The sequence below is a fragment of the Hymenobacter sp. HDW8 genome (genome assembly GCF_011305775.1).
GTDB lineage: Bacteria > Bacteroidota > Bacteroidia > Cytophagales > Hymenobacteraceae > Hymenobacter > Hymenobacter radiodurans.
The window spans coordinates 4,394,243-4,417,838 of the sequence record NZ_CP049907.1 but is presented as its reverse complement, the minus strand read 5'-3'; the positions used below and the strand labels follow the sequence as shown (position 1 = coordinate 4,417,838).

Below are 23,596 nucleotides of genomic sequence, written 5' to 3'. Positions count from 1 at the left end.
GCGTTTAGAATTCAGGACTTGGGCTTGCTTGCCGCGGTGGGAGTCGGCACCCGCACGTACTTTTTGAGGTCGCGCAGGGCAATAACTTCGTACTTATTATCGTGCAGGTAGCGCAAGTATTCCTCGAAAAGCGCGGGCGGCGTGGTTACCCAGTCGTGGGCGTAATCAGGGACGCCGTGCACGGTGAGCACCACAATTTTGCCCCCCACGGCCTGCTGAATGGCCGTGAGCACGCGCTGCTTATCAGTGCCAGTAGTAGTGAAGCTGGGGATGAGCAAGGGGTTATCCGTGGCGGGGTCGTAGGGCTTGTCGCCGCCTACGCGGGCAAACTGGTAGCCCTGCTGGGGCAGCACCGTGAAGGCAATAGGATGCGTGTCATAAGCGGGATAGGCAAATGTGGTTGGCTTGGAGATGCCATTAGCCGCGCAGCGGCTCTCAATAGAATCTAGCTCGGCCACCAGCTCGGGCGCACTCATTTTGTTCACGTGCTTATGCGTGAGCGTGTGGCTCCCGATTTCGAAGCCCTGACGGTGCAAATCCGCTATTTGAGCCCAGCTCATGTACTTGGTTTTGTCGGCGAAATCGGGGCGAAACTCGCAGACGTAGAAGGTGGCGCCGAAGCCGTATTTCTTGAGTAGGGGCGCTACATAGGTGGCGTGCGTTACGGCCGCGTCGTCGAAGGTGAGCACCACCAATTTATCCGGCACGGCCCGCCGTAGCTGCTGGGCACCAGCGGAAATAGCCACCAGGCAGAGCACCGCCAAAAGCAGCACTTGACAGGCGTAATCCCTTAAACCGTGGGGGTGAGAGGCGGGAAGCATGTGTACAAGAAACAGTCTTCTCTGCCCCTAACCCTCCTGTACTCTGGGGTACAGTGAAATTCGTTCGCTCCAAAATGCCGTAGCTCGTCCCAAAACAGCTGCTTACATGGAGTGTCGTACCTTTAGAAAACACGCAGGCCGCCAGCGAGTTTTTGCACATTGTATGGCTTATGCTCCGGCCGCTACCTGCGCAAAAGTGTAAGCCAGTCAGGGTATAAAAGCCTGGATACTTGCATCGTTTTAGCCTACCCTTCCATCCGCTCCCACCTACCTCCATCTTATGCACGGCACCGTTCTACTCCTGCTAAAGCGCTACGTTCAAACCCAGTACGACCATAGCACCTGGCTGAAGCTCATGGAGCTTTCCGGCCTCAAAAACATTGAGTTTGACCACAAAACTGCCTACCCCGACGAGCACATATATACCCTAGTAGGGCAGGCCGCTGAGATGACCGGGCTGTCGGCGGGCGAGCTGCACGAGAAGTTCGGCGAGTACTTGGTGCCCGATCTGATGTTTATGTACCAGAAGTACGTGCAGCCTGAGTGGAAAACCCTTGATATGATAGAGCACACGGAGCTTACCATGCACAAGCAAGTACGGCGCGAGCACCCCGAAAATAGCCCTCCAGTGCTGAATGTAGAGCGCCTCGGTGAGAACGAGCTAATCATTGACTATGTATCGCCGCGGCGCATGAGCGGCTTGGCAGTAGGCATTGTGCGCGGCTTGGCTACGTATTTCGACGAGGCCGACCGCATCGATGTGATGCCCACCACCAGCCACGACGGCGAGCAGGTGCGCATTCATGTGCGCCGGTCGTAGCAGCGTGTTTTCACGAATTTACCGTTGAGTTTTGGGAGGTCTTTACAGGTTGTGAAAGCAGGGCGCTGGCGAAAGTAGATGGTGAGGCAAATATCTTTTTTACAATGATGCACGTTCTAGGGTCCTGAAACTAGCGAGTGTACTATTCCACAATGGCTTGTACTCTGCCTGTTTCTGATCCTAAAACTCGCTTCATGTCTATAAAAATCACCACCCGCAGCTTTCTTCTTGCCCTTTCCATTAGCCTATTTGGTTGCAGTTCCAGCAGCTCCGATGCTGATCCGGAGCCCACGCCTGCACCAGCCCCCGCTCCTGCCCCGGCGGCGCCCATCACTTACAAAATCACCTACGCCGGCAACAGCCTGCTCTCCGGCTACTTAGGCTTTGTCATCGACAGCAAGATCATGACCGAAGTCAAGACCCAGGGTGGCGCTGCTTTAGGGGCGGGCACCTCCGAAAACTTCGCGGTGGCCAACTACGTCACCCCGCAGGTACTCGACCAGATGCCGAAAATCAACGCCGCCTTCGACCCAACCAAGGACGTGAACGTGCTGGTGCTCTGGGAAGGCACCAACCATATTTACTACGGCAGCACGGCCAAGCAAGCCGAGGAATCACTATTGGAAGTGTGCCGCCGCGCACGGGCCGCGCATCCGGAGTGGAAAATCGTGATGGGTAGCTTGCTGCCCCGCTCCGAAGATGACTACCCCGCCACCCAAGAGCGCGACCGTCTGGCCGTGAACGTCGCCCTGCGCGCCGTAAAAGCCAGCGGCAACACGCTATTCCACGAGCTAGCCGACGTAGCCCAGGACCCGCGCATTGGCCCCGGCGGCACCGAGAAAGACAAAACATACTACCACGACCTAGTGCACCTCAACGACGCCGGCCAGGCGGTAGTCGCCCCCATCTTTGCCAAGTCAATCGTGGCGGTTATTAAGGCCGGCAAGTAGAGGCACTACGTATAACTTCTAGCGTTTCTACTAATAGAAAAAAGCCCCCCAGAATTGAAAAGCATTTCGGGGGGCTTTTTTTGTCCATTCGTCTTAGGCTGACGCAGCTACCTGCCCTTCACAGGGGAGATAAGTGAGCGATTATAGCGCTCGGATCTAGAGCAGCTTATCGGGCGGAGGTTGTCCGACTCAGTGCCGCTGCTTCCTGCACGAGTTCCCGAAATTCAGTGCGCGAGCCATCCGTGTCAGGTGCTTCGCTGGTGCGAGCCAAGGCGGCGGTGCTAGCCCAGGTGGCCGTGCCCGCGTAGCGCGAACGGCGGAGCAGCAAACCGAACTGAGCCACAGACGCGGCCCAGCGCAGGTTGTCGGAGGCTTCTACAATAGATTCATCGAGCCGGACATTACGCACCGGAAGGGTGAGCAACTTGCTCGCGCTGCCAGTTGGCTCCTGATAGCGCAGCTTCACGGTCAGCAGTTCCGTGCTAGTCGTGGCGGCCGGATGGGGGATATTTGTCTGGTACTTCAGCGGGTCGATGGTGCTGCTGCCCGTGGCAGGAGCCGCTACCGGCACAACTTCGTAGAGGGCCGTTACCTGCTGGCCGGCACCTAGCTCGCCGGCATCTTTGCGGTCATCATTGAAATCCTCGGCGGCCAACAGGCGATTTTCATAGCCCAACAGACGATACTCGCGCACTAAAGCAGGATTAAACTCGACCTGTATTTTCACATCCTTAGCCAAGGTGAAGAGCGTGCCGCCGAACTGCTGCACTAGCACCCGCCGGGCTTCGCTAAGCTGGTCGATGTAGGCGTAGTTGCCGTTGCCTTTATCAGCCAGCAACTCCATTTTACTGTCTTGCAGGTTGCCTGCCCCGAAGCCCAGTACCGACAAAAAGACGCCTGATTCTCGCTCCCGCGTAATCAGTCGCTCCATATCAGCGTCACTCTGCTCCCCCACGTTGAAGTCGCCGTCGGTAGCCAGGATAATCCGGTTGTTGCCGCCTGGCCGCTGGTGCTGCCGAGCGAGTTGATAAGCCAGGCGCAGTCCTTCCCCGCCGGCAGTGGAGCCACCGGCCTCCAGTGCATCGAGGGCGCGCAGAATAGTAGCGGGCTCGGCCCCCGAAGTGGGTGGCAGCACCACCCCAGCCGCCCCGGCGTACACCACGATGGACACATAATCCTGGGGCCGCAGCGACTCGCGCACCAGCAGCCGCAACGACTCCTGTAGCAGGGGCAGTTTCTGCGGGTCGCTCATGGAGCCGGACACGTCAATTAAAAATACTAGGTTAGCTGGCGGCAGATTTTCCACCGCTACCTGCTTGCCCTGCACGCCCACCAGCACCAGTTGGTGCGCCGGGTTCCAGGGGCAGGCGGCCACTTCAGCATTCAGTGAGGCCGGTCCGGATTGCGGCTGCGGGTAGTGGTACGGAAAGTAATTTACCAACTCTTCCAGGCGCACGGCGTCGGCTGGGGGCAACTGCCGGTCCTGGGTCAGGAAGCGGCGCACATTAGCATAAGAAGCTCGGTCTACGTCGATGGCGAAGGTGCTGAGCGGATTGCGCTCGGCCGCCAAAAACGGGTTTTCGTGAATAACAGCGTAATTTTCGCGGGTGGAGCTTAGGGAGTCCGATGACTTGGGGTCAGCAGGCGCTGAGGCCTCATCCGGCGCGGGCTCCAGAGCGGCGACCTCTATTCTCTCCATTTTTTCGGTTGAATACTGTTGGTGGCAGGCGGGCAATAGCCACGCGGCCCCCAGCAGCCCCCACAGGGGCAGCAAGCGGTTTATTTTCATGAGAAAGAAAATTGTGGGGAGGAAAAAAGCCCCCCGGTGACTGGCACCGGCCACTCGCCCCGCCGCAACTCGCGACCTTGCAGGGAGCGTGCTGCGGCCTCGTTTTCTTCGCGACGAAAACTCAGCGACAGCATTGACCCGGCTGACCACCAATGGCTTGGTCCGGGGGAGGCAAATACACAGGCAGCGCCGCCTGTAGTCCTATATACCAGCCCCCTACCTTAGGTAACCCAACACCTTACCGCTATCTTTTTACCCTGTTCAACGGGGCCTCACCCCCCGGCCCCCTCTCCTAGGGGAGAGGGGGAGCCTGACGCTAGTCGTGCCACGCGGCAACGTCGGCTGCTGCCTCCGCAACCGCTACCATATTTGAGCTAGCATAGAAAAGTCCCCCAGAAATATTCTGGGGTCTTTTCTATGTCATACTAACCTTTTTACTGCTGTTATCAACTCGGTAGCGGTGCTGGAGGCGCAAGCCGACAGGGCCGCGCAGGCCGAGCGTCAGGCTCCCCCTCGCCTAAGGGCGAGGGGGCCGGGGGTGAGGCCCACCGTTACCCAATCATCGCTATCTTCCCGCCCCATTCTTCCTACCCAATTATTCCCCCGTGACCTATCCCGAATTTGAAGCCCGCTGGCGCCCGGCCGGCGGCGCGGAGCGGGCCAACTACGGCCTGTTTCTGCAAGACCTCTGCGAATTATTAGAAGTACCAAAGCCCGACCCGACCACCGACGACCCCGCCCAGGATGCCTACGTGCTGGAGCGGGCCGTGCAGTTCAACGACGGCGCCAGGAAAAGCACCGGCCGCATCGACCTCTATAAGCGCGGCTGCTTCGTGCTCGAAACCAAGCAGGGCACCGACACCCCCGACCAGCAGCAGCGCCTCAATCGCGCCGAGCTGGGTCTGCCCGCCACCACCCGGCGCAAGGGACACGCCGTGCGCGGCTCCGCTAAGTGGGCCGAAATGATGCAGGCCGCCCGCCAGCAGGCCCTCGGCTACGTGCGCGCCCTGCCCGCCGAGGAGCCCCGCCCCTTGTTCGTGCTGGTGGCCGACGTGGGCTACTGCCTCGACGTGTACGCCAACTTTGCCGGCGTCGGCGACTCGTTTGTGCCGTTTCCCGACCAGTCGCGGTTTCGGCTGCCGCTTTCGGCGTTGGCCGATGCGGGCACGCGGGCCATGCTGCGCCAGCTTTTCACCGAGCCGCGCGAGCTGGACCCCAGCCGCCGCGCCGCCCGCGTAACGCGGGAGCTGGCCGGCTACTTAGCCGGCGTATCGGCCCAGCTGGAGCGGGCCGGGCACGCGCCCGATGTGGTGGCGCAGTTTCTGATGCGCTGCCTGTTTACCATGTTTTCCGAGGATGTGGGGCTTATTCCCAAAACCTCCTTCACGGGCATGCTGCGCACCTACTCCACGCCCGAGATGCGCGAGTTTCTGCCCGATGCTTTGGCCGGCCTGTGGCGCACCATGGACCTGGGGGGCTTTTCGCCCGACCTCAAGGCCCGCCTGCGCCGCTTCAATGGCAAGCTCTTTCACGATGCCACAGCCCTGCCCCTCTCCACCGACCAGATGGCCCTGCTGCTCAAAGCCGCCGAGGCCGACTGGACCGAGGTGGAGCCCGCCATCTTCGGCACCCTACTCGAACGCGCCCTCGACCCCAAGGAGCGCCACAGCCTGGGCGCCCACTACACCCCGCGCCGCTACGTAGAGCGCCTGGTGCTGCCCACGGTGCTGGAGCCCTTGCGCCGCGAGTGGGCCGCTGCCCAGGCCGCCGGCGCCCGTCGCCTCGACGAAGGCCAGCCCAAAGAAGCCCGCGCCGAGCTGGTCCGCTTCCTTAACCGCCTCACCTCCATTCGTATCCTCGACCCTGCCTGCGGCTCCGGCAACTTCCTCTACGTCACGCTGGAGCACCTCAAGCGCCTGGAGGGCGAGGTGCTGGCCGCTATCAACAGCTACGGCCACACGGGCCTGCTCGATTTGGGCGGCGGCACCACCGTGAGTCCGCGCCAATTGCTGGGGCTGGAGCTAAACCCGCGCGCGGCCGCCATTGCCGACGTGGTGCTGCGCATCGGCTACCTGCAATGGCACCTGCGCACCCACGGCGTCACGCAGCTGGCCGAGCCCCTGCTGGATGAGTACCAGAACATCCGCCAGCAGGATGCCGCCCTCCAGCACGACCCGCCCGTGCCCCGCCTCGATGCCCACGGCCTCCCCGTGACGCGCTGGGACGGCACCACCCGCCTCCACCCCGCCACCGGCCAGCCCATCCCCGACGAAACCGCCCGCACCGCAGTCTTCGATTATCCCAATCCTAAGCCCGCCGCGTGGCCGGAAGCCGATTTTATTGTCGGCAATCCGCCGTTTGTGGGTCCGGCCCGCATGCGCGATGCCCTCGGCGACGGCTACACCGAAGCCCTGCGCAAAGCCTACAAAGGCAAAGTACCCGACTCGGCCGACCTCGTGATGTATTGGTGGTACAATGCCGCCGCCGCTGTGCAGCGCGGCCCCGCCGAGCGGTTTGGCTTCATCACCACCAACAGTCTCAAGCAAACCTTCAACCGCCGCGTGATGCATCCTTTCCTGGAAGGCGAACCGGCTCCGCTCACCCTCACCTTCGCCATTCCCGACCATCCGTGGGTTGATGCCGCCGAAGGAGCAGCCGTGCGCATCGCCATGACGGTGGCCGAACGAACTTCCGCTAATTCAACCGCTGGGGGCAATTATTGAATCTGAAGACTGAATCTGTTGCTGAAGGAGATGAAGCTGCTGAAGTGACTTTTGTGGAACAGCAAGGTCGAATCCAATCAGACTTATCAATTGGTGCTGCATTAGATAGTGCTGATGTGCTCAAAGCCAATCTAGGTTTGGCAAATCGTGGTGTGCAGTTAATGGGTGCTGGGTTCATAATATCACCTGAAAAGGCCCAAGAACTGGGGCTAGAATCAGTTGTGGGATTGAATGCACATATCCGGCCTTATCGTAATGGACGCGATTTAACGGATAAGCCACGCGGCGTTATGGTCATTGATTTCTTCGGCTTGAAAGCTGATGAAGTATTGACAAAATATCCTGCGACATATCAGCATCTTCTCGAAAATGTGAAGCCAGAGCGTGACCAGAATAACAGGGCTTCTTACAAAAACAATTGGTGGTTCTTTGGTGAACCACGAGCTAATTTCCGCCCTGCATTGAGGGGCCTAAACCGTTACATTGCTACAGTTGAAACTGCCAAGCACAGAATATTTCAGTTTGTAGAAGCTGAGGTTTTACCTGATAACAAGTTGGTAGCAATTGCCTTAGAAGACGCTTACTATTTAGGTGTTTTGTCTAGCAGAATTCACTTGGTTTGGGCAAGTGGTACAGGCAGCACATTGGAGGATAGGCCAGTTTATGTAAAGACAAAAGGATTCGACCCGTTCCCCTTCCCTGACGCCACGGCGGAGCAGCAGGCGCGCATCCGGGAGCTGGCCGAACAGCTCGACGCCCACCGCAAGCGCCAGCAGGCCCTGCACCCCAGCCTCACCCTCACCGACCTCTACAACGTGGTCGAGAAGCTGCGCGCCGGGCAGCCCCTGGCCACGGCCAAAGAGCATACCATCAACCAGCAGGGCCTGGCCTCCGTGGTCCTCAGCCTCCACCAGCAGCTCGACGCCGCCGTGGCCGAAGCCTATAATTGCCCCCCAGACCTCCCCGACGCCGACATTCTCACCCGCCTCGTGCGCCTCAACCACGAGCGCGCCCGCGAGGAGCAAGCCGGCCACGTCCGCTACCTTAGACCGGCCTACCAAGCCCCCGAGCAGCAACAGTCTGCGTTAAATTTGCCCCCCAGCGCCGCCGCAGCTGCCACTACCGCCACTGAATCCACCGGCCCCCAGCCCTGGCCCACCGAGCTGGCCCAGCAAATGCAAGCCGTCCGCAACGCCGTGCAGCAGTCCGCCCAGCCCCTCACCGCCGCCCAAGTAGCCGCCCGCTTCCGCCGCACCAAACCCGAAAAAGTGCAGCCCCTGCTGGATACCCTCACCGCCCTCAGCCTCCTGCGCCCCACCGAAGAAGGCACCTACGCCGCCTAACCAGAGAAAGAAGAACGACCAACTCCCCTCCTCAGCGGAGGAGGGGACGCCGCGCCACCGGCGCGGCTGGGGTGGTTGACCTCGGTGCTGACGTTGTGTAGTTGTTCGGGGGGCTTTTTTCAAATAAGGCCGTCATGCCGAGCGGTAGCGACGCATCTCGCGTGCTCATGTGAGGGAGGTATATCTTCCACATTGAGCAGGCTATAAAGACACCCAGCCAGTGTACATCTACCTTCTCACTAACCCTTCACGATCCGTCCTCTATACAGGCATTACAAATAACTTAGAGCGGGGGCTATATGAGCACAGTCAGAATCTGGGTGCTTCGGGCAAATTCACGGGCCGGTATCAATGTAATCTACTGGTGTACTTTGAGGCGTGCGCCGATGCTGTTCAAGCTATTACCCGCGAAAAGGAAATCAAAGGCTGGAGTCGAGCCAAGAAAGAAGCCTTAGTTACCAATATGAACCCAACTTGGGAGCCTATTGATCTAAGCACTTGGTCCGGTTAGGGTTCTTATCAAATAACTCAATAGAACGTCATGCAGAGCGGAGCGAAGCATCTCGCGTGTTTAGTGGGATTACTAACCTGACATCAGCACGCGAGATGCTTCGCTCCGCTCTGCATGACCGCCCTTCTGGCTGCCCGACGGCCTTTCTTGCTGCCTAACAGTCTTTCTGGCTGTATGACCACCTTTATAGTTATATCCTCGTCTCTCAAACGGCTACTTTCCTTCCATTACCAACCCTACCCAAGCGTGGGCACGGCAGGCACTATTGCATATTTTAGCTTTATCATAATTTATTCAATATTAATTTGTATTATACTATTTAAAATATATATTACTGTGCACTATCACCTTATATAAGTCTGCTATGCCAATTGAAGAATATGGCTCGATAGATTTCCCCGTTGCACTAGATGAGTGGGAAGACTATATTATTGCTTTCAGAGAGAATCTAGGAACGGAAACGTATCCAGAGCCAGACATAGCCGTTTTTTGGCTAGATAAAGCCACTCAATTGCGGGTAAGACGAAGCGGTAAATCACTAGTGCCAGGCGTACCCTCCTTCGTGGAAGTGCCTTCTGCTGAACTTGTGGAATACTTCTACAATCTTATGCCCCAAGGAAATCAGGGTAGGAAGGCATACTACATTAGTAAGTCAGCAATACGTGATGGGAAAGTGGTGATTTTACCTATACGAATAGCTGAACTCAAGTTTAAGAAGGACCAGCTGGTAGAAAGAACAGGAGGAGTTATTCATAACCCGCCCTATTAGCACAGCAACATGGCAAAAACCCGAATTCCCAGCAAAGACGATTCGGCTCCTGAAGAGTCGAACCCAGATGCCCCCACCTCCACCAGTCGCCCCTCCGACGAACCCGTCGACCTCTCTACGTTGGATAGCGGCGTACTGCACAACCCGCCCCAGGCCACCCAAAGCGGGAGCGGCACTACCGACGAAGAGTAGCGCGGCGGTAGCCCGATAACCGCCTACCAGCACGCGCGGCAGCGTATGTACCCTTAGTGCCCGCCAGCATGAAGCATTGTATTCTTCTGCTTCTTTTGAGCATTGCCCTGCTCCCGCAGCCGGCGCGGGCCCAAACGCCTGCCGCCGCCGATAGCCTGCGCCGGCTATTGCGCCAGCAGCCCCGCCCCGACACCGTCCGCGTGCAGCGCCTGCTGGCCCTGGCTCACGCCGTGCGGGTGGCTGATATTCCGCAGGCCACCGAGCTGAATCAGCAGGCCCTGACGCTGGCTCGCCAGCTGGCATACACCGATGGGCAAGCCGAGGCGCTACTGTCCATCAGCATTCTGTACCGCCGCCAAACCAACTATGCCGAGGCTCGGCGCTACGCTCAGCAGGCTCAGCGCCTGTTTGCCCAGCGTGCCGACCAGGAAGGTATGGGCCGGCTGTGGCTGCAAATGAGCTGGATAGATTTGTTGCAAGCCAACTATGTGCCCGCTCTGGCTTCTGCCCTCAAAGGCTTGTCGCTGACGGAGAAAACCGGCGACCTGCAAACTCGCCTGCGCCTCCAGGTCAACATTGCGAATACCTACGCCAAGCTGGGCAACTACACCGAGGCCTTGCCGATGCTGCAAGCCTCCCTAAAAAACGCCCAGCGCCTGGGCGACGAGCAAGCGGTGGCGCAGGCCCTGAACGGCTTGGGCAGTGTGTATCAGATGCTTGAAAAGTACCCGCAGGCTTTACGCTATCATCAGCGCTCCTTACAGATGAGTAAAAAGCGGGGCGTGGTGGGTGCTGAAACATCCGATGAAATTAATCTGGCCGATGTATATGGCCGAATGGGAAATCAGGCTGAAGCTATGGCCCACGGCCAGCGGGCCCGACAGTTGGCACGCGCCACCAACGACCAATACAACCTGCCCTCGGTGAAGCTGATGCTGGCCCGGGCCTTTCTGCTCGCCAACCAGCCCGACAGCGTGCTCACGCTCGCGCACGACGCTCTGCGGCTGAGCCAGGAGTCGGGCAGCAACAGTAATATTCGCGAAGCCAGCGACCTGCTGGCCGAAGCCTATGCCCAGCGCCGCGACTTTGAGCAGGCCTACCGCTACCGCAACCTGCAAATAGCCTACAACGACTCACTTTCGGGTGAGGATACGCAGCGCCGCAGCAGCGCCCTGCGCTACGGCTATGAGCTAGACCGCAAGAAGGCCCAGATTGACCTGCTCAACAAAGACCGTCAGCTCCAGAAGCAGAAAGCCGAGCGCCAACGGCAGAAGTTCGTGGGCCTGCTGGCCGGCATTGTGGGGCTGTTGTTGCTGGCCGGGCTATTGCTGCGCAACGTGTACATAAAGCAGCGCGCCAATCGCCACCTCAACGAGAAGAACCAGGAAATAGCCGCCCACCGCGACGACCTCGACCAAGCCCTCACGGAGCTGCGCGCCACCCAGGCCCAGCTGGTGCAGCACGAAAAGCTGGCCTCGCTGGGCCAGTTGACGGCCGGCGTGGCCCACGAGATTCAGAACCCACTCAACTTCATCACCAACTTCTCCGACCTGGGTGTGGAGCTAACCACCGAGCTACAGGAAGAGCTGGCCAAGGAATCGTTGTCGGAAAGGGGGCGCGAAAACATCACGCAGCTACTTGATGATTTATCGCACAACCAACTCAGCATTCATCAGCACGGCCGCCGCGCCGACCGCATTGTGAAAAGTATGCTGGAACACTCGCGCGCCAGCAGCGGCCAGCCGCAGCCCACCGATCTGAACGCGCTGGCGGAAGAGTGTCTGCGCCTGGCCCACTACAGCTACCAGGCCGCCAACAAAGATTTCAAAGCCACGCTCACCACCGAATTTGCCTCCCACCTGCCCAGCCTACAGGTAGTACCCCAGGACCTCAGTCGCGTGCTCATAAATCTGCTCACCAACGCTTTCTACGCGGTAGCGGAAAAACGCAAGCTGCTGGGCGAAACCTACGAGCCGGAGATCAGCGTCCGAACGGAGCAGACCGAAAAGGAGGTTTGCCTGCGCATCCGCGACAATGGCAACGGCATTCCGGCCGAGGTGCGCCAACGCATCTTTGAGCCTTTCTTCACCACCAAGCCCACCGGCGAAGGCACGGGCCTGGGCCTCTCGCTGAGCTACGACATCATCACCAAAGGCCACCGGGGCACGCTCAACGTTGAGACGAAGGAAGGCCAGTTTACAGAGTTTATTATTTACCTCCCCCGAACAGTAGGGGCCGCTCAACGCCCCGCCCACACCGCCACCGCGGAAATGACAAAAGCCAGCGTGTAGGCCTAGGCTGGTTTACCTGCTTCTGAAAGAACTTCAGACCGGGGGGGTTTTTACTTGCGCACGGCTTCAATAATGCTGAAGGGCGACATCGTAGGCAGGATGCGGGTTAGCTCCAGCCCAGCCTGATCGAATAGCTGGCGATACTCCGCTTCGGTTCGCTCACAGCCGCGTAGGTACAGCAGCATCTGCAGGTCCAGAAACTTACCAAAAGACGGCTCGTTCCCTTCGGGCAGCACCATTTCCACCACCAGCACTTTACCGGCCGGGTTCATCGCCTCACGGCAGTGTTTCAGAATAACCACGCTTTGCTCATCGTTCCAGTCGTGGATGATGTGCTTCATAATATAGGCATCGGCTCCAGTGGGTACCGCATCGAAAAAATTGCCCCCCACCCGCTCGCACCGGTCGGCAACGCCATGCGATTGTATCAGGTCGGCGGCGGCTTCTACAATGGCCGGCATATCGTAGAGAATGCCCCGCAGCTTGGGGTATTTTTTCAGAATAGAAGCCAGCAGCAAGCCGTGTCCGCCTCCTACATCAACAAGGCTGGAAAAGGCCGAGAAATCATAGGCTTCCAGCACAGCGGCGCTGCTAAAGGCGCTGTTGCTGGACATGGCATCGTTGAACACTTTGCCCGCCTTCTCATTCTTCCAGAAATAATCGAAGGAGGAGGTGCCGAACACCTTATCAAAAGCTGGCTCGCCCGTTTGCACGCTATAAAGCAGCTCAGCCCAGGTCTGAAACTGAAAATCGTTGGTCATCAGGGTTACGAAGGGCCGCAAACTGCCCGGCACGTCACTTAGTAGCGACTCAGCCGGCGGCGTCAGGCGAAACCGCTTGTCTTCGTCTTCCGAGAACACGCCCACGCTGGCACAGGCCCGCAGCACCCGATACAAGGAACGCTCATGCGTATTGGTGCGGCGCGACAGTTCGCCCGCGCTTTTGGGGCCGTCTTTCAACAGATCGGCAATGCCTAGCTCGGCAGCTACACCGATGGCGCGCGAAGCCGCGAACCCAAACATCACATGCATGAGCTGAATGGGAGGAGGTAGCTCCGGGTTCATACCTGAGTTGATTATGAAAGGAGGGGACAATAGCCTCAGCTCTGCCTACACATGGCTTTTTGCTGAGCGTTACACTAATATATACAATTAATTCTATTATTATTTACAAATAGCATAGCCGAATTTTTTGCTTGACAGCACACACTTTAGCTCATCGTTTTTGCGAAAAACCACGTTTGTACCAACTCAACCTTCCTTGCACCCCCTCACTTTACAACCACAACTATGAACAAGCGTGATTTTTTGCAGCGCGGCCTGCTCCTGGCCATCAGCGGTCTGGTGAGCCCTGCCCTACTGGCCCGCGCCCGCGACGAAAAGTTTTTGGCCGAAGCCCGCGCCACTCCTATGGCCGACGGCCCTTTCACCTTGCCGGCCCTCCCGTATGCCTTTAATGCCCTGGAGCCTCACATCGACGCACGCACGATGGAGATCCACCACGACGCGCATCACAAAACCTACGTATCGAAGCTCAACGAAGCCGTGGTGGGCAAACCCCAGGAAAAACAGTCGCTGGCCGAGCTACTGGCCTCTGCCAGCAAGCAGCCCGACGCGGTGCGCAACAATGCTGGCGGCCACTGGAATCACTCCATGTTCTGGCAGATACTCGCTGCTAAGGGTGGCGGACAGCCTACCGGTACCCTCGCTACCGACCTCACCAAGACTTTTGGCTCGTATGAGAAGTTTCAGGAGGAATTTGCCAAGGCCGCCACGGGTCGCTTCGGCTCGGGCTGGGCGTGGCTTAGCGTAGACAAGGCGGGCAAGCTGTTCATCTCCTCCACTCCCAACCAGGACAACCCCCTCATGGACATTCCCGGCATTCAGCGCGGCACGCCCATCTTGGGTCTCGATGTGTGGGAGCACGCCTATTATCTCAAATACCAGAATAAGCGCCCCGATTACGTCAAGGCGTTTTGGAACGCGGTAAACTGGTCGGCGGTGGGCCAGCGCTACGACGCGGCCCGCAAGAGCTAGGCTGGAAGGTGGAGTAGGCCTGTCACAATAATGTATGAGCGAAATGCTTCGCTCATACATTATTGTCATTCATATAAAAGGCGGTCATGCCGAGCGAAGCGAAGCATCTCGCGTGTTTGATTGTTCAGCTTGGCAACATCAGCACGCGAGATGCTTCGCTCCGCTCGGCATGACGTTCTATTGAGTTATTATTTTTGTTCTCGCTACGCTCTCACTGCTTTGCTGTATGTTGCTCAATAAAGGTGAGCAAAGCGGTTTTGAACAGCTCTATTTCCTCGCTGGTATTGTAGGGCGCAAGTCCCAGCCGAATCCAGCCGCCCTGCTCATTTACTTGCAGCTTATCGGCCATAGTAGAGGCGTAAAAGTGGCCGTGCGCAATGCACATATTGTAGTTGTCGGCAAACCAGGCGGCGGCCTCCCGCGAGTTGATGCCTTCCAGCGTAAAAGCCAGCGTGGGCGTTTTGCGCGTGCCGGCTGGCGCGCGGTATAAGTGCACGGGGGCAAATTCAGTAGGAATTCTTCCAGATGTAGCGCCTGCTCCGTTTCTTGTTTCTCAATGGCTTCCATGGCGGTGCGCAGGCATTCTTGGCGCGTAGAACCTGTACCCAGCGTTTGAATAAACTCCAGTGCCCCCAATAGGCCGGCAATAGCCTCGTGGTTTTGGGTGCCGGTTTCTAGCTTATCGGGAATGTGAGCGGGTGCGGGGGCCAATTTGTAGACCGGCAGCTTTTCAAACAGCCCTGCCGACACTACCGCAATACCTAAGTGCGGACCGAAGAACTTATACGCCGAGCAAAACAGAATATCAGCTCCCAGGGCCCGGAAGTCAATCGGCAGGTGCGGTACGGCGTGCACCGCATCCAGCACCACCAGGGCATTTACAGCTTTGGCGCGCCGAATCACTTCTGCTACCGGCGTCACGGTACCCGTCACGTTCGACGACATACTCACGGCCACGAGCTTGGTTTTGGGTGTTATCAGCGTGTCTAGTTGGTCGAGTTCCAGGGTGTAGGTTTCGGGATTTAGGGGAATGAATTTCACCACCGCGCCGCAGTCCTGCGCCAGCGTCACCCACGGATCTACGTTGGCCCGGTGGTCGATTTCGGTGACGATGATTTCGTCGCCGGGCTGGATAAACGTGGCCAGACTGCGGGCAATAGCAAAGGCCAAGGAAGTCATATTTTGGCCAAAGGCAACCTCCTGCGGCTGGCAATTCAGCAAATCGGCCATGCCACGCCGCCCTTCTTCCAACAGCTCGTCGGTGGCTTGGCTGGTGGCAAAAGTGCCGTGCAGGTTGGCCATGCCGCCGGTAATGTAGCCCATCATGGCATCGATGGCTTGCTGGGCCATCTGCGTGCCGCCGGGCCCATCGAAAAAGATAAAGGGCTTGTTGTGGTTGTGCGCCCGAAGCGCGGGAAAAGAAGCCCGGATGGGATCCATGGGTGATGGCAAAAACGACATGCGAATGGGGTGGAATAAGAATAGGCGTTGCAGATTGCTTGTAAGGTATAAAGCGGCGCCAACATGCCCTAGCCGACGCCAAAAAGCCCCCCAAAGAGCTACTTGGGGGGCTTATTCAATCTATGTGTGCAGTTGGGTTATCGTGGCAAGGCTTCTGCCACGGCCGCAGACAAAGGCGTGGTGGGGCGCCCGATTAGCTGCGAGAGTTGTCGGCTGTCGTCGTGCAAAGCCCCCTGCGCAACGCCGCCATCCCAGCCGGCGATAGCATGTGCCAGGCCCTCTGGCACCCCAAAGCTGCTCAGGGCCGCCGCGTATTCAGCCACGGGCAGGTCATTGTAGGGAATATCCTTGCCGCTTTGCCGTGAGATTTCGGCAGCCAGCTCGGCCAGCGTATAGGCGTCATCTCCAGCCAGCTCGTACACCTTGCCCGCGTGGCCTTCACCCGTGAGCACGGCCACGGCTGCATCAGCAAAATCGGCGCGTGTGGCCGACGAAATCTTGCCTTCCTGCGCACTTCCAAGGAAGGCGCCACCCGCCAGCGCGCCGCCAATGGAGCCCGTGTAGTTTTCGGTGTACCAGCCGTTACGCAGGATGGTAAAGGGAATACCAGAAGCCTTCAGGTCGGCCTCTGTGGCCCGGTGCTCATCAGCCAGACTCAGGGGCGACGTATCAGCGTGCAGCAGGCTGGTATATACTAAGTGCCTGACGCCCGCCTGCTTGGCTGCCGCAATTACGCTTTGATGCTGCGCGGCGCGCTGCCCCACCTCGTTCGACGAGATGAGCAGCAGCGTATCTACGCCGGCCAGAGCAGCGGTGAGGGTTTCAGGCTTGGAATAGTCGGCGTGGCGAGCTTCCACGCCTAGATCAGCGGCTTTGGCCGGATTGCGCACCAGGGCCACTAATTGGTTGGCTGGTACGCGTGTTTTCAGCTTTTCAATGACGAGGCGGCCGAGTTGGCCTGTTGCTCCGGTGATGGCAATACGCATAGCTTAGTTGGTTAGGTGATTGACGAAACAAAAGTAAGTTGTATACTTACATAAAGTAAGTACGCACAAAAAAGTAAGTATGAAAAAAAATACAGAATCCACTCCCACGGCAGCTGCGACCCTCTCCGAGAAGTTTCGGCGCGGCGACTTAATGTCCGCCGCCTGTCCGTCCCGCACCGTGCTGAAGCATATTACCAGCCGCTGGGGCGTGTTAACGTTAATAGCCCTGGAAGGAGAAACGCGGCGGTTTAGTGAGTTACGGCGGCTGATTGGGGGCGTGAGCGAGCGAATGCTGGCGCAGACCCTACAGTGGCTGGAAGCGGATGGGCTAGTGAAGCGTGTTGCCTACGAGGTAGTGCCGCCGCACGTAGAATATAGCCTGACTCCTTTTGGGCAGCAGGCCGCGCAGAAAGTACGCGACCTGGCCGATTGGATAGAAGTCAGCGTCCCGGATATACTCCAACATTGGGATAAGGACCCGGCCAGCCAAACCGCCAGCTGATATCTACGCTTAGGCTGCCACCTCACCTTAAGCTTACCCACTCGAAGCATTGGGGGGCTTTTTTGTGGGATCGTGCTACTTTTAGAAGCGGGGCAAACACGGCAAGCCCTGATTTAGCTTCAATGTAGCCTCCGCCCGCGACTTCGTGCGCCAGCTGAGCGTTTTCTTGCCGCTCCTGTACATTTACCAACCAATCCACCCGCCATTATTCCGCCCGTATGCGCCCACTATTTACCCTGCTCCTGTTAGTGTCTGGCTTCGTCGCTCAGGCTCAAGCATTCAAACCTGAAGAAATTGCGCGCTGGCAGCAGCAGGCCAAGCAAGTAAATATCATCCGCGACCAGTGGGGCGTGCCGCACATCTACGGCAAAACCGACGCCGATGCCGTGTTCGGTCTGCTCTACGCCCAATGTGAGGATGATTTTGCCCGCGTCGAGGAAAACTACCTTACCAACATCGGGCGGCTGGCGGAAGTGGAGGGCGAAACGGCTTTGTACAGCGACTTGCGCGCTAACCTGTTTCTGGACAGCACCCAGGCCATCAGCATCTACCAAAAAAGCCCCCCGTGGATGAAGGAGTTGCTGAATGCCTTCGCCGACGGCACCAACTATTACCTCTATACCCACCCCACCGTGAAGCCTAAGCTGCTCACGCGCTACCAGCCTTGGATGCCGCTCATGTTCAGCGAAGGTAGTATTGGCGGCAATATCAGCGTGGTGCCGCTGGAGCGTTTGAAGGCGTTTTATAGCCAAAAGAAATCAACCTCCTGGCAGCATCCCGATGTTGAGAAGCAAGACCGCGAGCCGGTGGGTTCCAATGGGTTTGCTATTGCCCCGGCCAAAAGCGCCAGCGGCCACGCCCTGCTGCTCATCAATCCGCACACGTCCTTCTACTTCCGACCTGAAGTGCAAATGGTGAGCGAAGCCGGCCTGAATGCATACGGCGCCGTTACCTGGGGACAGTTTTTTGTGTACCAAGGTTTTAACCAGAACTGTGGCTGGATGCATACCTCCAGCCAGGCCGACTCCATGGACGAGTACTTGGAAACCATTGAGGAGAAAAACGGCAAGTTTTATTATAAAGTGGGCAAGAAGCGGCGCCCGGTTCAGGTCAAAAAGGTGTCGCTGGCTTATAAGCAGGGCAACCAGGTGCTGCGCAAGGAGTTCACCACCTACCGCACCCACCACGGGCCGGTGGTAGGCCAGCAGACTGATAACCAATGGGTAACGGTGCGCATGATGGACACGCCCTTGGAGGCGCTAGAGCAGTCGTATCTGCGCACGAAGGCTACTGATTACGCTAGCTTCAACGAGGTGATGAAGCTCAACGGCAACGCCACCAACAACACCGTTTTTGCCGACAGCAAAGGCAATATTGCTTACTGGCACGGCAACTTTATGCCCATCCGCGACCCTAAATTCGACTGGAGCCGGCCCATTGATGGCAGTAACCCACAAACTGAGTGGAAGGGTCTGCACAAGGTAAATGAGTTGGTGCAGGTGCTCAACCCCGCTAGCGGCTGGATTCAGAACTGCAACTCCACGCCCTTCACCGTATCCGGCCCGAGCAGCCCTGCAAAAGAGAAATACCCCGCCTATATGGCCCCCGACGCGGAAAACTACCGCGGCATTAATGCCGTGCGCGTGCTCAGCCGCCGAAAGATGTACACGCTCGACACGCTCATTGCCGCCGCTAACGACCCGTATCTGGCCGGCTTCGAGGAGTTGATTCCGGCCTTGGTAGCGGCGTACCAAACCCCGGCCGGCAAGGCCAGCACGCAGTCGAAGGCAGTGCCGGAGGCCATAGAAGTGCTACGAACCTGGGATAAGAAATACGGCAAAACATCCGTAGGGCAAACGTTGGCTATCTACTGGGCCGAGCGCATCCAGAAGCTGGCCCGCACCCGCGCCCTCCCCGATCAGCGCCTCGACAACTTGACATTTACCGCCTTAGTCATCGAAAAAACGACGCCTCAGGAAAAAGTAACTGCCCTAGCCGAAACTCTCGACGAGCTAACCCGCGACTTTGGCACTTGGAAAACGCCTTGGGGCGAAGTAAACCGCTTTCAGCGCCTCACCGGCAAGATTCAGGAAGTGTATGACGACAGCAAGCCGAGTATTCCAGTAGCCTTCACTTCCTCCGCTTGGGGTTCTTTAGCAGCATTTGGGGCGCGGACGCAGCCAAACACCAAAAAGCGCTATGGCAACGTCGGAAACAGCTTTGTGGCGGTAGTAGAGTTCGGGCCGCGCATCAAAGCACGCTCCGTGCTGGCTGGGGGAGAAAATAGCGACCCCAACTCGCCCCACTTCACCGATCAGGCGGCTATGTACACGGAGCAGCGGTTCAAGGATGTGCTGTTTTACCCTGAGGATGTTCGCAAAAACGCTAAGAAAACCTACCATCCAGGTGAGTAAGTTTTGCAGCCGTCAGAACAGCGTATAGACGCGACACTTCGCGTCTCGTCGTTGAACGATTGGGTCTGCGCTGTAGAGATAAACAACATCAGCAACGACGAGACGCGAAGTGTCGCGTCTCTACATTTTTCAAAAACAGCGAGGCCGCGCCGTCTGATTACTGACGGCGCGGCCTCGCTGTTTTTCCTCTAACAGTTTAATCAATCATAACATTAGCCCCCGTCAGGGCCACGTTGGATTGCAGTACTTGTTTGTCGGCCAGCACCGACTTGAGCGGCTGCCCACCGCCCACAAAAACCTGCACTTGACCGGCCTGCACCATGCGCTCGGCTTTCTCATTCAGCAAGGACAACTGCCGGGGCGTGAGCATAAACTGGACTGTCTTTTTCTCGCCCGCCTTGAGGTTTATGCGCTGAAAGCCTTCGAGCGCGTGCAGGGCCACGCGAGTCTTGGCGTTGGGGTGTTTCACGTAGAGCTGCACCACTTCGTCGCCGTCGCGCTTGCCGGTGTTTTGCACTTCTACGCTCACCGTTAGGGGCTGGCCAGTTGGGGCCGCGGGGGGCATTTTTAGGCCGCTGTACTTAAAGGTGGTATAGCTCAGGCCGTGCCCGAATGGGTAGAGCGGCGTGTCCTTGAAGTAGCGGTAGGTGCGCCCTTCCATATCATAGTTATCGAAGGCGGGCAGCTGTTTTTCCGACTTGTAAAATGTCACAGGAAGGCGTCCGGCGGGGTTGTAGTCACCGAAGAGCACATCGGCCAGAGCTGTGCCGGTGGCCTGGCCGCCGTACCACGTGTTGATGATGGCAGGGATATTGGCCGCTTCCCACGGCACACCTAGCGCACTGCCGGTCATCATAGCAAATACCACCGGCTTGCCCGACGATTTGAGCACCTTCAGCAGCTCAGTCTGTACTTTGGGTAGGGCAATGCTGGTGCGGTCGCCGCCGCTGAAGCCTTCCACATCTACTTTCATTTCCTCGCCTTCCAAGCGGGGAGAAATGCCCCCCACGAAGACGATGGCGTCGGCATCGCGCACTTGGGCCAGGATATTCTTGGCGTTCATCGGCACGATGTGCGCACCGGCAAACTTGAGAATGGTACGGCGGTCGGCCTGGAAGTACTCAATTTTGATGTCCATCTTCTTGCCGGCCTCTACTTTCTGGGTATGCTGCATGGTCGAAACGCCGCGGCTTTTCCAGTTGTCGATGACTAGCTTATTGTCCACGAATAAGCGGTAGCCGTCGTCGCCGGTTATTTGGAAGGCTAGCTCCTCCGACTTCTCTGGGGTGAAGGTGGTGGTGTAGCGGGCAGAGAAGTTTTCAGAAGGCAGACCAGGTACTACTTCAATCTTTACGTTGGCCAAATAGCGGTCGAGGCCGGCTTCCTGGGTTGATACCACGGGTTGGCCTTCCAGATTGGGGCCTTTAAAATACTCTGCTTTGAAACCGGGCTGACCGTTGAAGGCAAGGCTCTTATTGATGTCGAAGTTCTCATACACGATGTTGCTGGCGTGGTCAACACCTTGGATGAACGTCACTTCCGTGTTCTTCCCCACCTTGGCCCGAATGCCTTCCAGCGGGGTCACGTTGTCGGTGGGAAAACCGTTGTAGTTGCCGAGCTGCACAGCGTCGTTGTCGGCGTTGGGGCCCATCACGACCAGCTTCTTGATGTCTTTGCGAAGCGGCAGCGTGTTCTTCTCGTTCTTCAACAGCACCAATGATTCATGGGCCATTTGCAGGGCGTGAGCTTGGTGGGGGGCACTTTCCACTACGCTCATTGGAATTTGGGCGTACTTCACGCGCTCCACTGGGTCGAACATGCCCAGCTGAAAGCGAATCTTGTACAGGCGCTTCACCGACACATTCAGTTGTTGCTCAGTTATGAGCTTGCGCTGCACCGATTCTAACAGGGAATTGTAGGTAAAGAGCTTGCCCGTGGCGCATTCGAGGTCAGTGCCGTGGAGCACGGCGTTAGCGGCGGCAGTGGCCGCGTCGGGGTCAGTTTTATGGTTTTGCCAGAAGTCGTTGATGCCGTCGCAGTCGGAGGTGACGTAGCCCTGGAACTTCCACTTGTCGTAGAGAATCTCGTTCATCAGCTTGTCGCTGCCGCAGCAGGGCTGGCCGGCGTAGGCGTTGTAAGCGCACATCACGCTGGCCACTTTCGCATCCACAATCAAATCGCGGAAAGCTGGCAGATACGTATCCCACAAGTCGTATTCGCTGATTTTGGCGTCGAATACGTGGCGCAACTGCTCGGGGCCGCTGTGCACGGCAAAGTGCTTGGCGCAGGCCGTCACCTTCAAGTACTTTGGATCATCGCCTTGAAACCCTTTCACTAGCGCCGAGCCCAGCTGCCCGGTCAGGTAAGGATCTTCGCCGTAGGTTTCTTGGCCCCGGCCCCAGCGCGGGTCGCGGAAAATATTGATGTTGGGCGTCCAGAACGTGAGTCCTTGATAGATGCCTCGCTCACCGCGGCGGGCGTACTCATGGTGCACGGCACGGGCTTCATCGGACGTGATGGTGGCCATTTTGAGCATAGCATCAGTGTTAAACGTGGCAGCCAGACCGATGGCCTGGGGAAATACTGTCGTCTTCATACTCGTACGGGCCACACCGTGCAGCGCTTCATTCCACCAATTGTAGGCCGGAATGCCCAGCCGGTCGATGGCGGGCGAGGCATTCAGCATCTGGCTTACTTTTTCCTCCAACGTCAGCCGACCTACTAAGTCGTCTACCCGCTGATCGATTGGCAGATCCGGGTTGCGAAACGGGAAGTCTTCGGGTTTGCTGGGGGGCATTTCTTGAGCTGTCGTGGAGGCCGGAGCAGTGGCGGTCTGCTGACTTCCTTTGCCGCACCCCGCAAGGGCTGCAAATGACAAAACGATTAAAGTTTTCTTCATCCTGAAGGTGGGATTGGGTGAAACGATGTCAGCGGTGGGGTGATCCGGGCCGCTGACGACGCATAGTAGATGGCAAAAACGCTTGCTCGAAAGTGTCCAGTTTGGTCACGTTTCTGCCTGCTTGGCCGGCATCTAAAGTAGGCGGCTTCCCAACTATGACCAGCAGTTTTTAGCCAAATCTGCGCTTTGAAGCATGAAATAATCTATGTAAACGATTGTGATAGTATTTCTTACTGATATAAGCGCCATGCTAAGTTAGCCCTTTGCCTGCCTCTCTACGTTTATCTAGCTTCGAACCCAAGACGCAACTCTTATTTCACCCCAACCTCATACAACCTAGAAAAGCAAAATCATGGCAGGAAAACTCAATAGAAAAGTAGCCCTCATCACGGGTGCAAGTGCCGGCATCGGTGAAGCCTGCGCGCGGGCCTTAGCTGCCGAAGGAGCCAATTTGGTATTGACCGCCCGACGCGACGAGCGGCTGGAGGCCCTTGCCGCCGAGCTGCGCCAACTAGGCGTGGAAGTAGCGTTTGTAGCCGGCGATGCCCGCGACGAAGAAACCGCCCGCCGCACCGTGCAAGCCGCTACCGACTCGTTTGGCCGCCTCGACATCTTGATCAATAACGCCGGTGCCGGCAACTACAAGAACTTGATTGATACCAGTGCCGACGAGTACGACGAGCTCATGGACACCAACATGCGCACCACCTTCCTCTTCACGCGCCACGCCGTGCCCGTGATGCAAAGCCAAAAATCCGGCACCATTCTGATGCTCTCCTCGATGGCGGGTGTGTATGGTTTTGCGGGTGAAGCGGTGTACTGCGCTACCAAGTTTGCTCAAGTAGGCTTTGCCCAAGCACTGGATAAAGAGCTGCGGCCCGATGGTATTAAAGTAGGCGCTATTTGCCCTGGCGGCGTAAAAACTGAGTTTGCATTAGGCAAAGGCCGCACCGAGGACAAAGTAGCCCAATCGGGCATGCTAGATGCTGAGGACGTAGCTGGCGCCGTGCTGCTGGCCTGCACGCAGTCGGCTAACTCGCGCATTATTGAGATACAGATGCGCACCATGGACGAGGCACTGACCTAAGC

General features: G+C 57.8%; 17 protein-coding genes and 1 pseudogene. 12 read left to right on the top strand and 6 right to left on the bottom strand.

The genetic code is table 11. The features are described 5' to 3' along the window. Positions 1–11: 11 nt before the first annotated feature. Complete coding sequence (locus tag G7064_RS18910; RefSeq protein ID WP_166074815.1) at positions 12–821, bottom strand: polysaccharide deacetylase family protein; 810 nt, start codon at positions 819–821, stop codon at positions 12–14. Between the two features lie 280 nt (positions 822–1,101). Here G7064_RS18910 and G7064_RS18905 point away from each other — a divergent pair, with 280 nt between their 5' ends. Continuing rightward, positions 1,102–1,641: a heme NO-binding domain-containing protein gene (locus G7064_RS18905; RefSeq protein WP_166074814.1), complete on the top strand. Its 540-nt coding sequence runs from the start codon at positions 1,102–1,104 to the stop codon at positions 1,639–1,641. 194 nt (positions 1,642–1,835) lie between these two features. After that, positions 1,836–2,591, top strand: coding sequence for an SGNH/GDSL hydrolase family protein (locus tag G7064_RS18900; RefSeq protein WP_166074813.1), 756 nt, complete (start codon positions 1,836–1,838; stop codon positions 2,589–2,591). Positions 2,592–2,757: 166 nt separating this feature from the next. Here G7064_RS18900 and G7064_RS18895 read toward each other — a convergent pair whose 3' ends face one another. Beyond that, positions 2,758–4,380, bottom strand: coding sequence for a vWA domain-containing protein (locus G7064_RS18895; RefSeq protein WP_166074812.1), 1,623 nt, complete (start codon positions 4,378–4,380; stop codon positions 2,758–2,760). 605 nt (positions 4,381–4,985) lie between these two features. Here G7064_RS18895 and G7064_RS22550 point away from each other — a divergent pair. From G7064_RS22550 to G7064_RS18870, 6 genes are all read left to right on the top strand, one after another. After that, positions 4,986–7,103: a DNA methyltransferase gene (locus tag G7064_RS22550; protein WP_240935593.1), complete on the top strand. Its 2,118-nt coding sequence runs from the start codon at positions 4,986–4,988 to the stop codon at positions 7,101–7,103. A 161-nt stretch (positions 7,104–7,264) separates the two neighbouring features. Next, positions 7,265–8,446: a type IIL restriction-modification enzyme MmeI gene (locus G7064_RS23130; RefSeq protein WP_317172862.1), complete on the top strand. Its 1,182-nt coding sequence runs from the start codon at positions 7,265–7,267 to the stop codon at positions 8,444–8,446. Between the two features lie 220 nt (positions 8,447–8,666). Next, positions 8,667–8,957 (top strand): GIY-YIG nuclease family protein, encoded by a 291-nt coding sequence (locus tag G7064_RS18885; RefSeq protein WP_166074811.1) that lies wholly within the window; start codon positions 8,667–8,669, stop codon positions 8,955–8,957. A 364-nt stretch (positions 8,958–9,321) separates the two neighbouring features. Beyond that, the gene (locus tag G7064_RS18880) at positions 9,322–9,726 is read left to right on the top strand and encodes a hypothetical protein (RefSeq protein ID WP_166074810.1); all 405 of its coding nucleotides are present in this window, start codon (positions 9,322–9,324) and stop codon (positions 9,724–9,726) included. Between the two features lie 9 nt (positions 9,727–9,735). Continuing rightward, positions 9,736–9,918 carry a hypothetical protein gene (locus G7064_RS18875; RefSeq protein ID WP_166074809.1) on the top strand — a complete coding sequence of 61 codons (183 nt, stop codon included), beginning with the start codon at positions 9,736–9,738 and terminating at the stop codon, positions 9,916–9,918. Positions 9,919–9,986: 68 nt separating this feature from the next. After that, positions 9,987–12,209: a tetratricopeptide repeat protein gene (locus tag G7064_RS18870; RefSeq protein ID WP_166074807.1), complete on the top strand. Its 2,223-nt coding sequence runs from the start codon at positions 9,987–9,989 to the stop codon at positions 12,207–12,209. A 50-nt stretch (positions 12,210–12,259) separates the two neighbouring features. Here the strand turns inward: G7064_RS18870 and G7064_RS18865 are convergent, their stop codons facing one another. Continuing rightward, the gene (locus G7064_RS18865; protein ID WP_166074806.1) at positions 12,260–13,273 is read right to left on the bottom strand and encodes a methyltransferase; all 1,014 of its coding nucleotides are present in this window, start codon (positions 13,271–13,273) and stop codon (positions 12,260–12,262) included. A 225-nt stretch (positions 13,274–13,498) separates the two neighbouring features. Between G7064_RS18865 and G7064_RS18860 the strand changes: the two genes are divergently transcribed. After that, entirely contained in the window at positions 13,499–14,245 is a 747-nt protein-coding gene (locus tag G7064_RS18860; protein WP_166074805.1) for a superoxide dismutase, read from the top strand. Positions 14,246–14,456: 211 nt separating this feature from the next. Here G7064_RS18860 and G7064_RS18855 read toward each other — a convergent pair. Together G7064_RS18855 and G7064_RS18850 are read right to left on the bottom strand one after the other, a co-directional pair. Beyond that, positions 14,457–15,568 (bottom strand): annotated as a pseudogene (locus tag G7064_RS18855) (aminotransferase class V-fold PLP-dependent enzyme). A gap of 275 nt (positions 15,569–15,843) precedes the next feature. Continuing rightward, positions 15,844–16,692, bottom strand: a complete 849-nt coding sequence (locus G7064_RS18850) for an SDR family oxidoreductase (protein WP_166074804.1) — start codon at positions 16,690–16,692, stop codon at positions 15,844–15,846. A gap of 79 nt (positions 16,693–16,771) precedes the next feature. On the opposite strand from G7064_RS18850, the gene G7064_RS18845 reads away from it, so the two are divergent. Then, the gene (locus G7064_RS18845) at positions 16,772–17,194 is read left to right on the top strand and encodes a winged helix-turn-helix transcriptional regulator (protein ID WP_166074803.1); all 423 of its coding nucleotides are present in this window, start codon (positions 16,772–16,774) and stop codon (positions 17,192–17,194) included. A 218-nt stretch (positions 17,195–17,412) separates the two neighbouring features. Continuing rightward, entirely contained in the window at positions 17,413–19,608 is a 2,196-nt protein-coding gene (locus tag G7064_RS18840) for a penicillin acylase family protein (protein ID WP_166074801.1), read from the top strand. 196 nt (positions 19,609–19,804) lie between these two features. On the opposite strand, the gene G7064_RS18835 is transcribed toward G7064_RS18840, so the two are convergent. Continuing rightward, positions 19,805–22,507 (bottom strand): glycoside hydrolase family 3 C-terminal domain-containing protein, encoded by a 2,703-nt coding sequence (locus G7064_RS18835; RefSeq protein WP_166074800.1) that lies wholly within the window; start codon positions 22,505–22,507, stop codon positions 19,805–19,807. A 352-nt stretch (positions 22,508–22,859) separates the two neighbouring features. On the opposite strand from G7064_RS18835, the gene G7064_RS18830 reads away from it, so the two are divergent. Further along, positions 22,860–23,594, top strand: a complete 735-nt coding sequence (locus G7064_RS18830) for an SDR family oxidoreductase (RefSeq protein ID WP_166074799.1) — start codon at positions 22,860–22,862, stop codon at positions 23,592–23,594. Positions 23,595–23,596: the final 2 nt, after the last annotated feature.

Bases quoted from the DNA above. Each gene is read 5' to 3' on its own strand.
- G7064_RS18910 (WP_166074815.1), bottom strand. From the start codon at position 821: ATGCTTCCCGCCTCTCACCCCCACGGTTTAAGGGATTACGCCTGTCAA.
- G7064_RS18905 (WP_166074814.1), top strand. From the start codon at position 1,102: ATGCACGGCACCGTTCTACTCCTGCTAAAGCGCTACGTTCAAACCCAG.
- G7064_RS18900 (WP_166074813.1), top strand. From the start codon at position 1,836: ATGTCTATAAAAATCACCACCCGCAGCTTTCTTCTTGCCCTTTCCATT.
- G7064_RS18895 (WP_166074812.1), bottom strand. From the start codon at position 4,380: ATGAAAATAAACCGCTTGCTGCCCCTGTGGGGGCTGCTGGGGGCCGCG.
- G7064_RS23130 (WP_317172862.1), top strand. From the start codon at position 7,265: ATGGGTGCTGGGTTCATAATATCACCTGAAAAGGCCCAAGAACTGGGG.
- G7064_RS18880 (WP_166074810.1), top strand. From the start codon at position 9,322: ATGCCAATTGAAGAATATGGCTCGATAGATTTCCCCGTTGCACTAGAT.
- G7064_RS18875 (WP_166074809.1), top strand. From the start codon at position 9,736: ATGGCAAAAACCCGAATTCCCAGCAAAGACGATTCGGCTCCTGAAGAG.
- G7064_RS18870 (WP_166074807.1), top strand. From the start codon at position 9,987: ATGAAGCATTGTATTCTTCTGCTTCTTTTGAGCATTGCCCTGCTCCCG.
- G7064_RS18865 (WP_166074806.1), bottom strand. From the start codon at position 13,273: ATGAACCCGGAGCTACCTCCTCCCATTCAGCTCATGCATGTGATGTTT.
- G7064_RS18860 (WP_166074805.1), top strand. From the start codon at position 13,499: ATGAACAAGCGTGATTTTTTGCAGCGCGGCCTGCTCCTGGCCATCAGC.
- G7064_RS18850 (WP_166074804.1), bottom strand. From the start codon at position 16,692: ATGCGTATTGCCATCACCGGAGCAACAGGCCAACTCGGCCGCCTCGTC.
- G7064_RS18845 (WP_166074803.1), top strand. From the start codon at position 16,772: ATGAAAAAAAATACAGAATCCACTCCCACGGCAGCTGCGACCCTCTCC.
- G7064_RS18840 (WP_166074801.1), top strand. From the start codon at position 17,413: ATGCGCCCACTATTTACCCTGCTCCTGTTAGTGTCTGGCTTCGTCGCT.
- G7064_RS18835 (WP_166074800.1), bottom strand. From the start codon at position 22,507: ATGAAGAAAACTTTAATCGTTTTGTCATTTGCAGCCCTTGCGGGGTGC.
- G7064_RS18830 (WP_166074799.1), top strand. From the start codon at position 22,860: ATGGCAGGAAAACTCAATAGAAAAGTAGCCCTCATCACGGGTGCAAGT.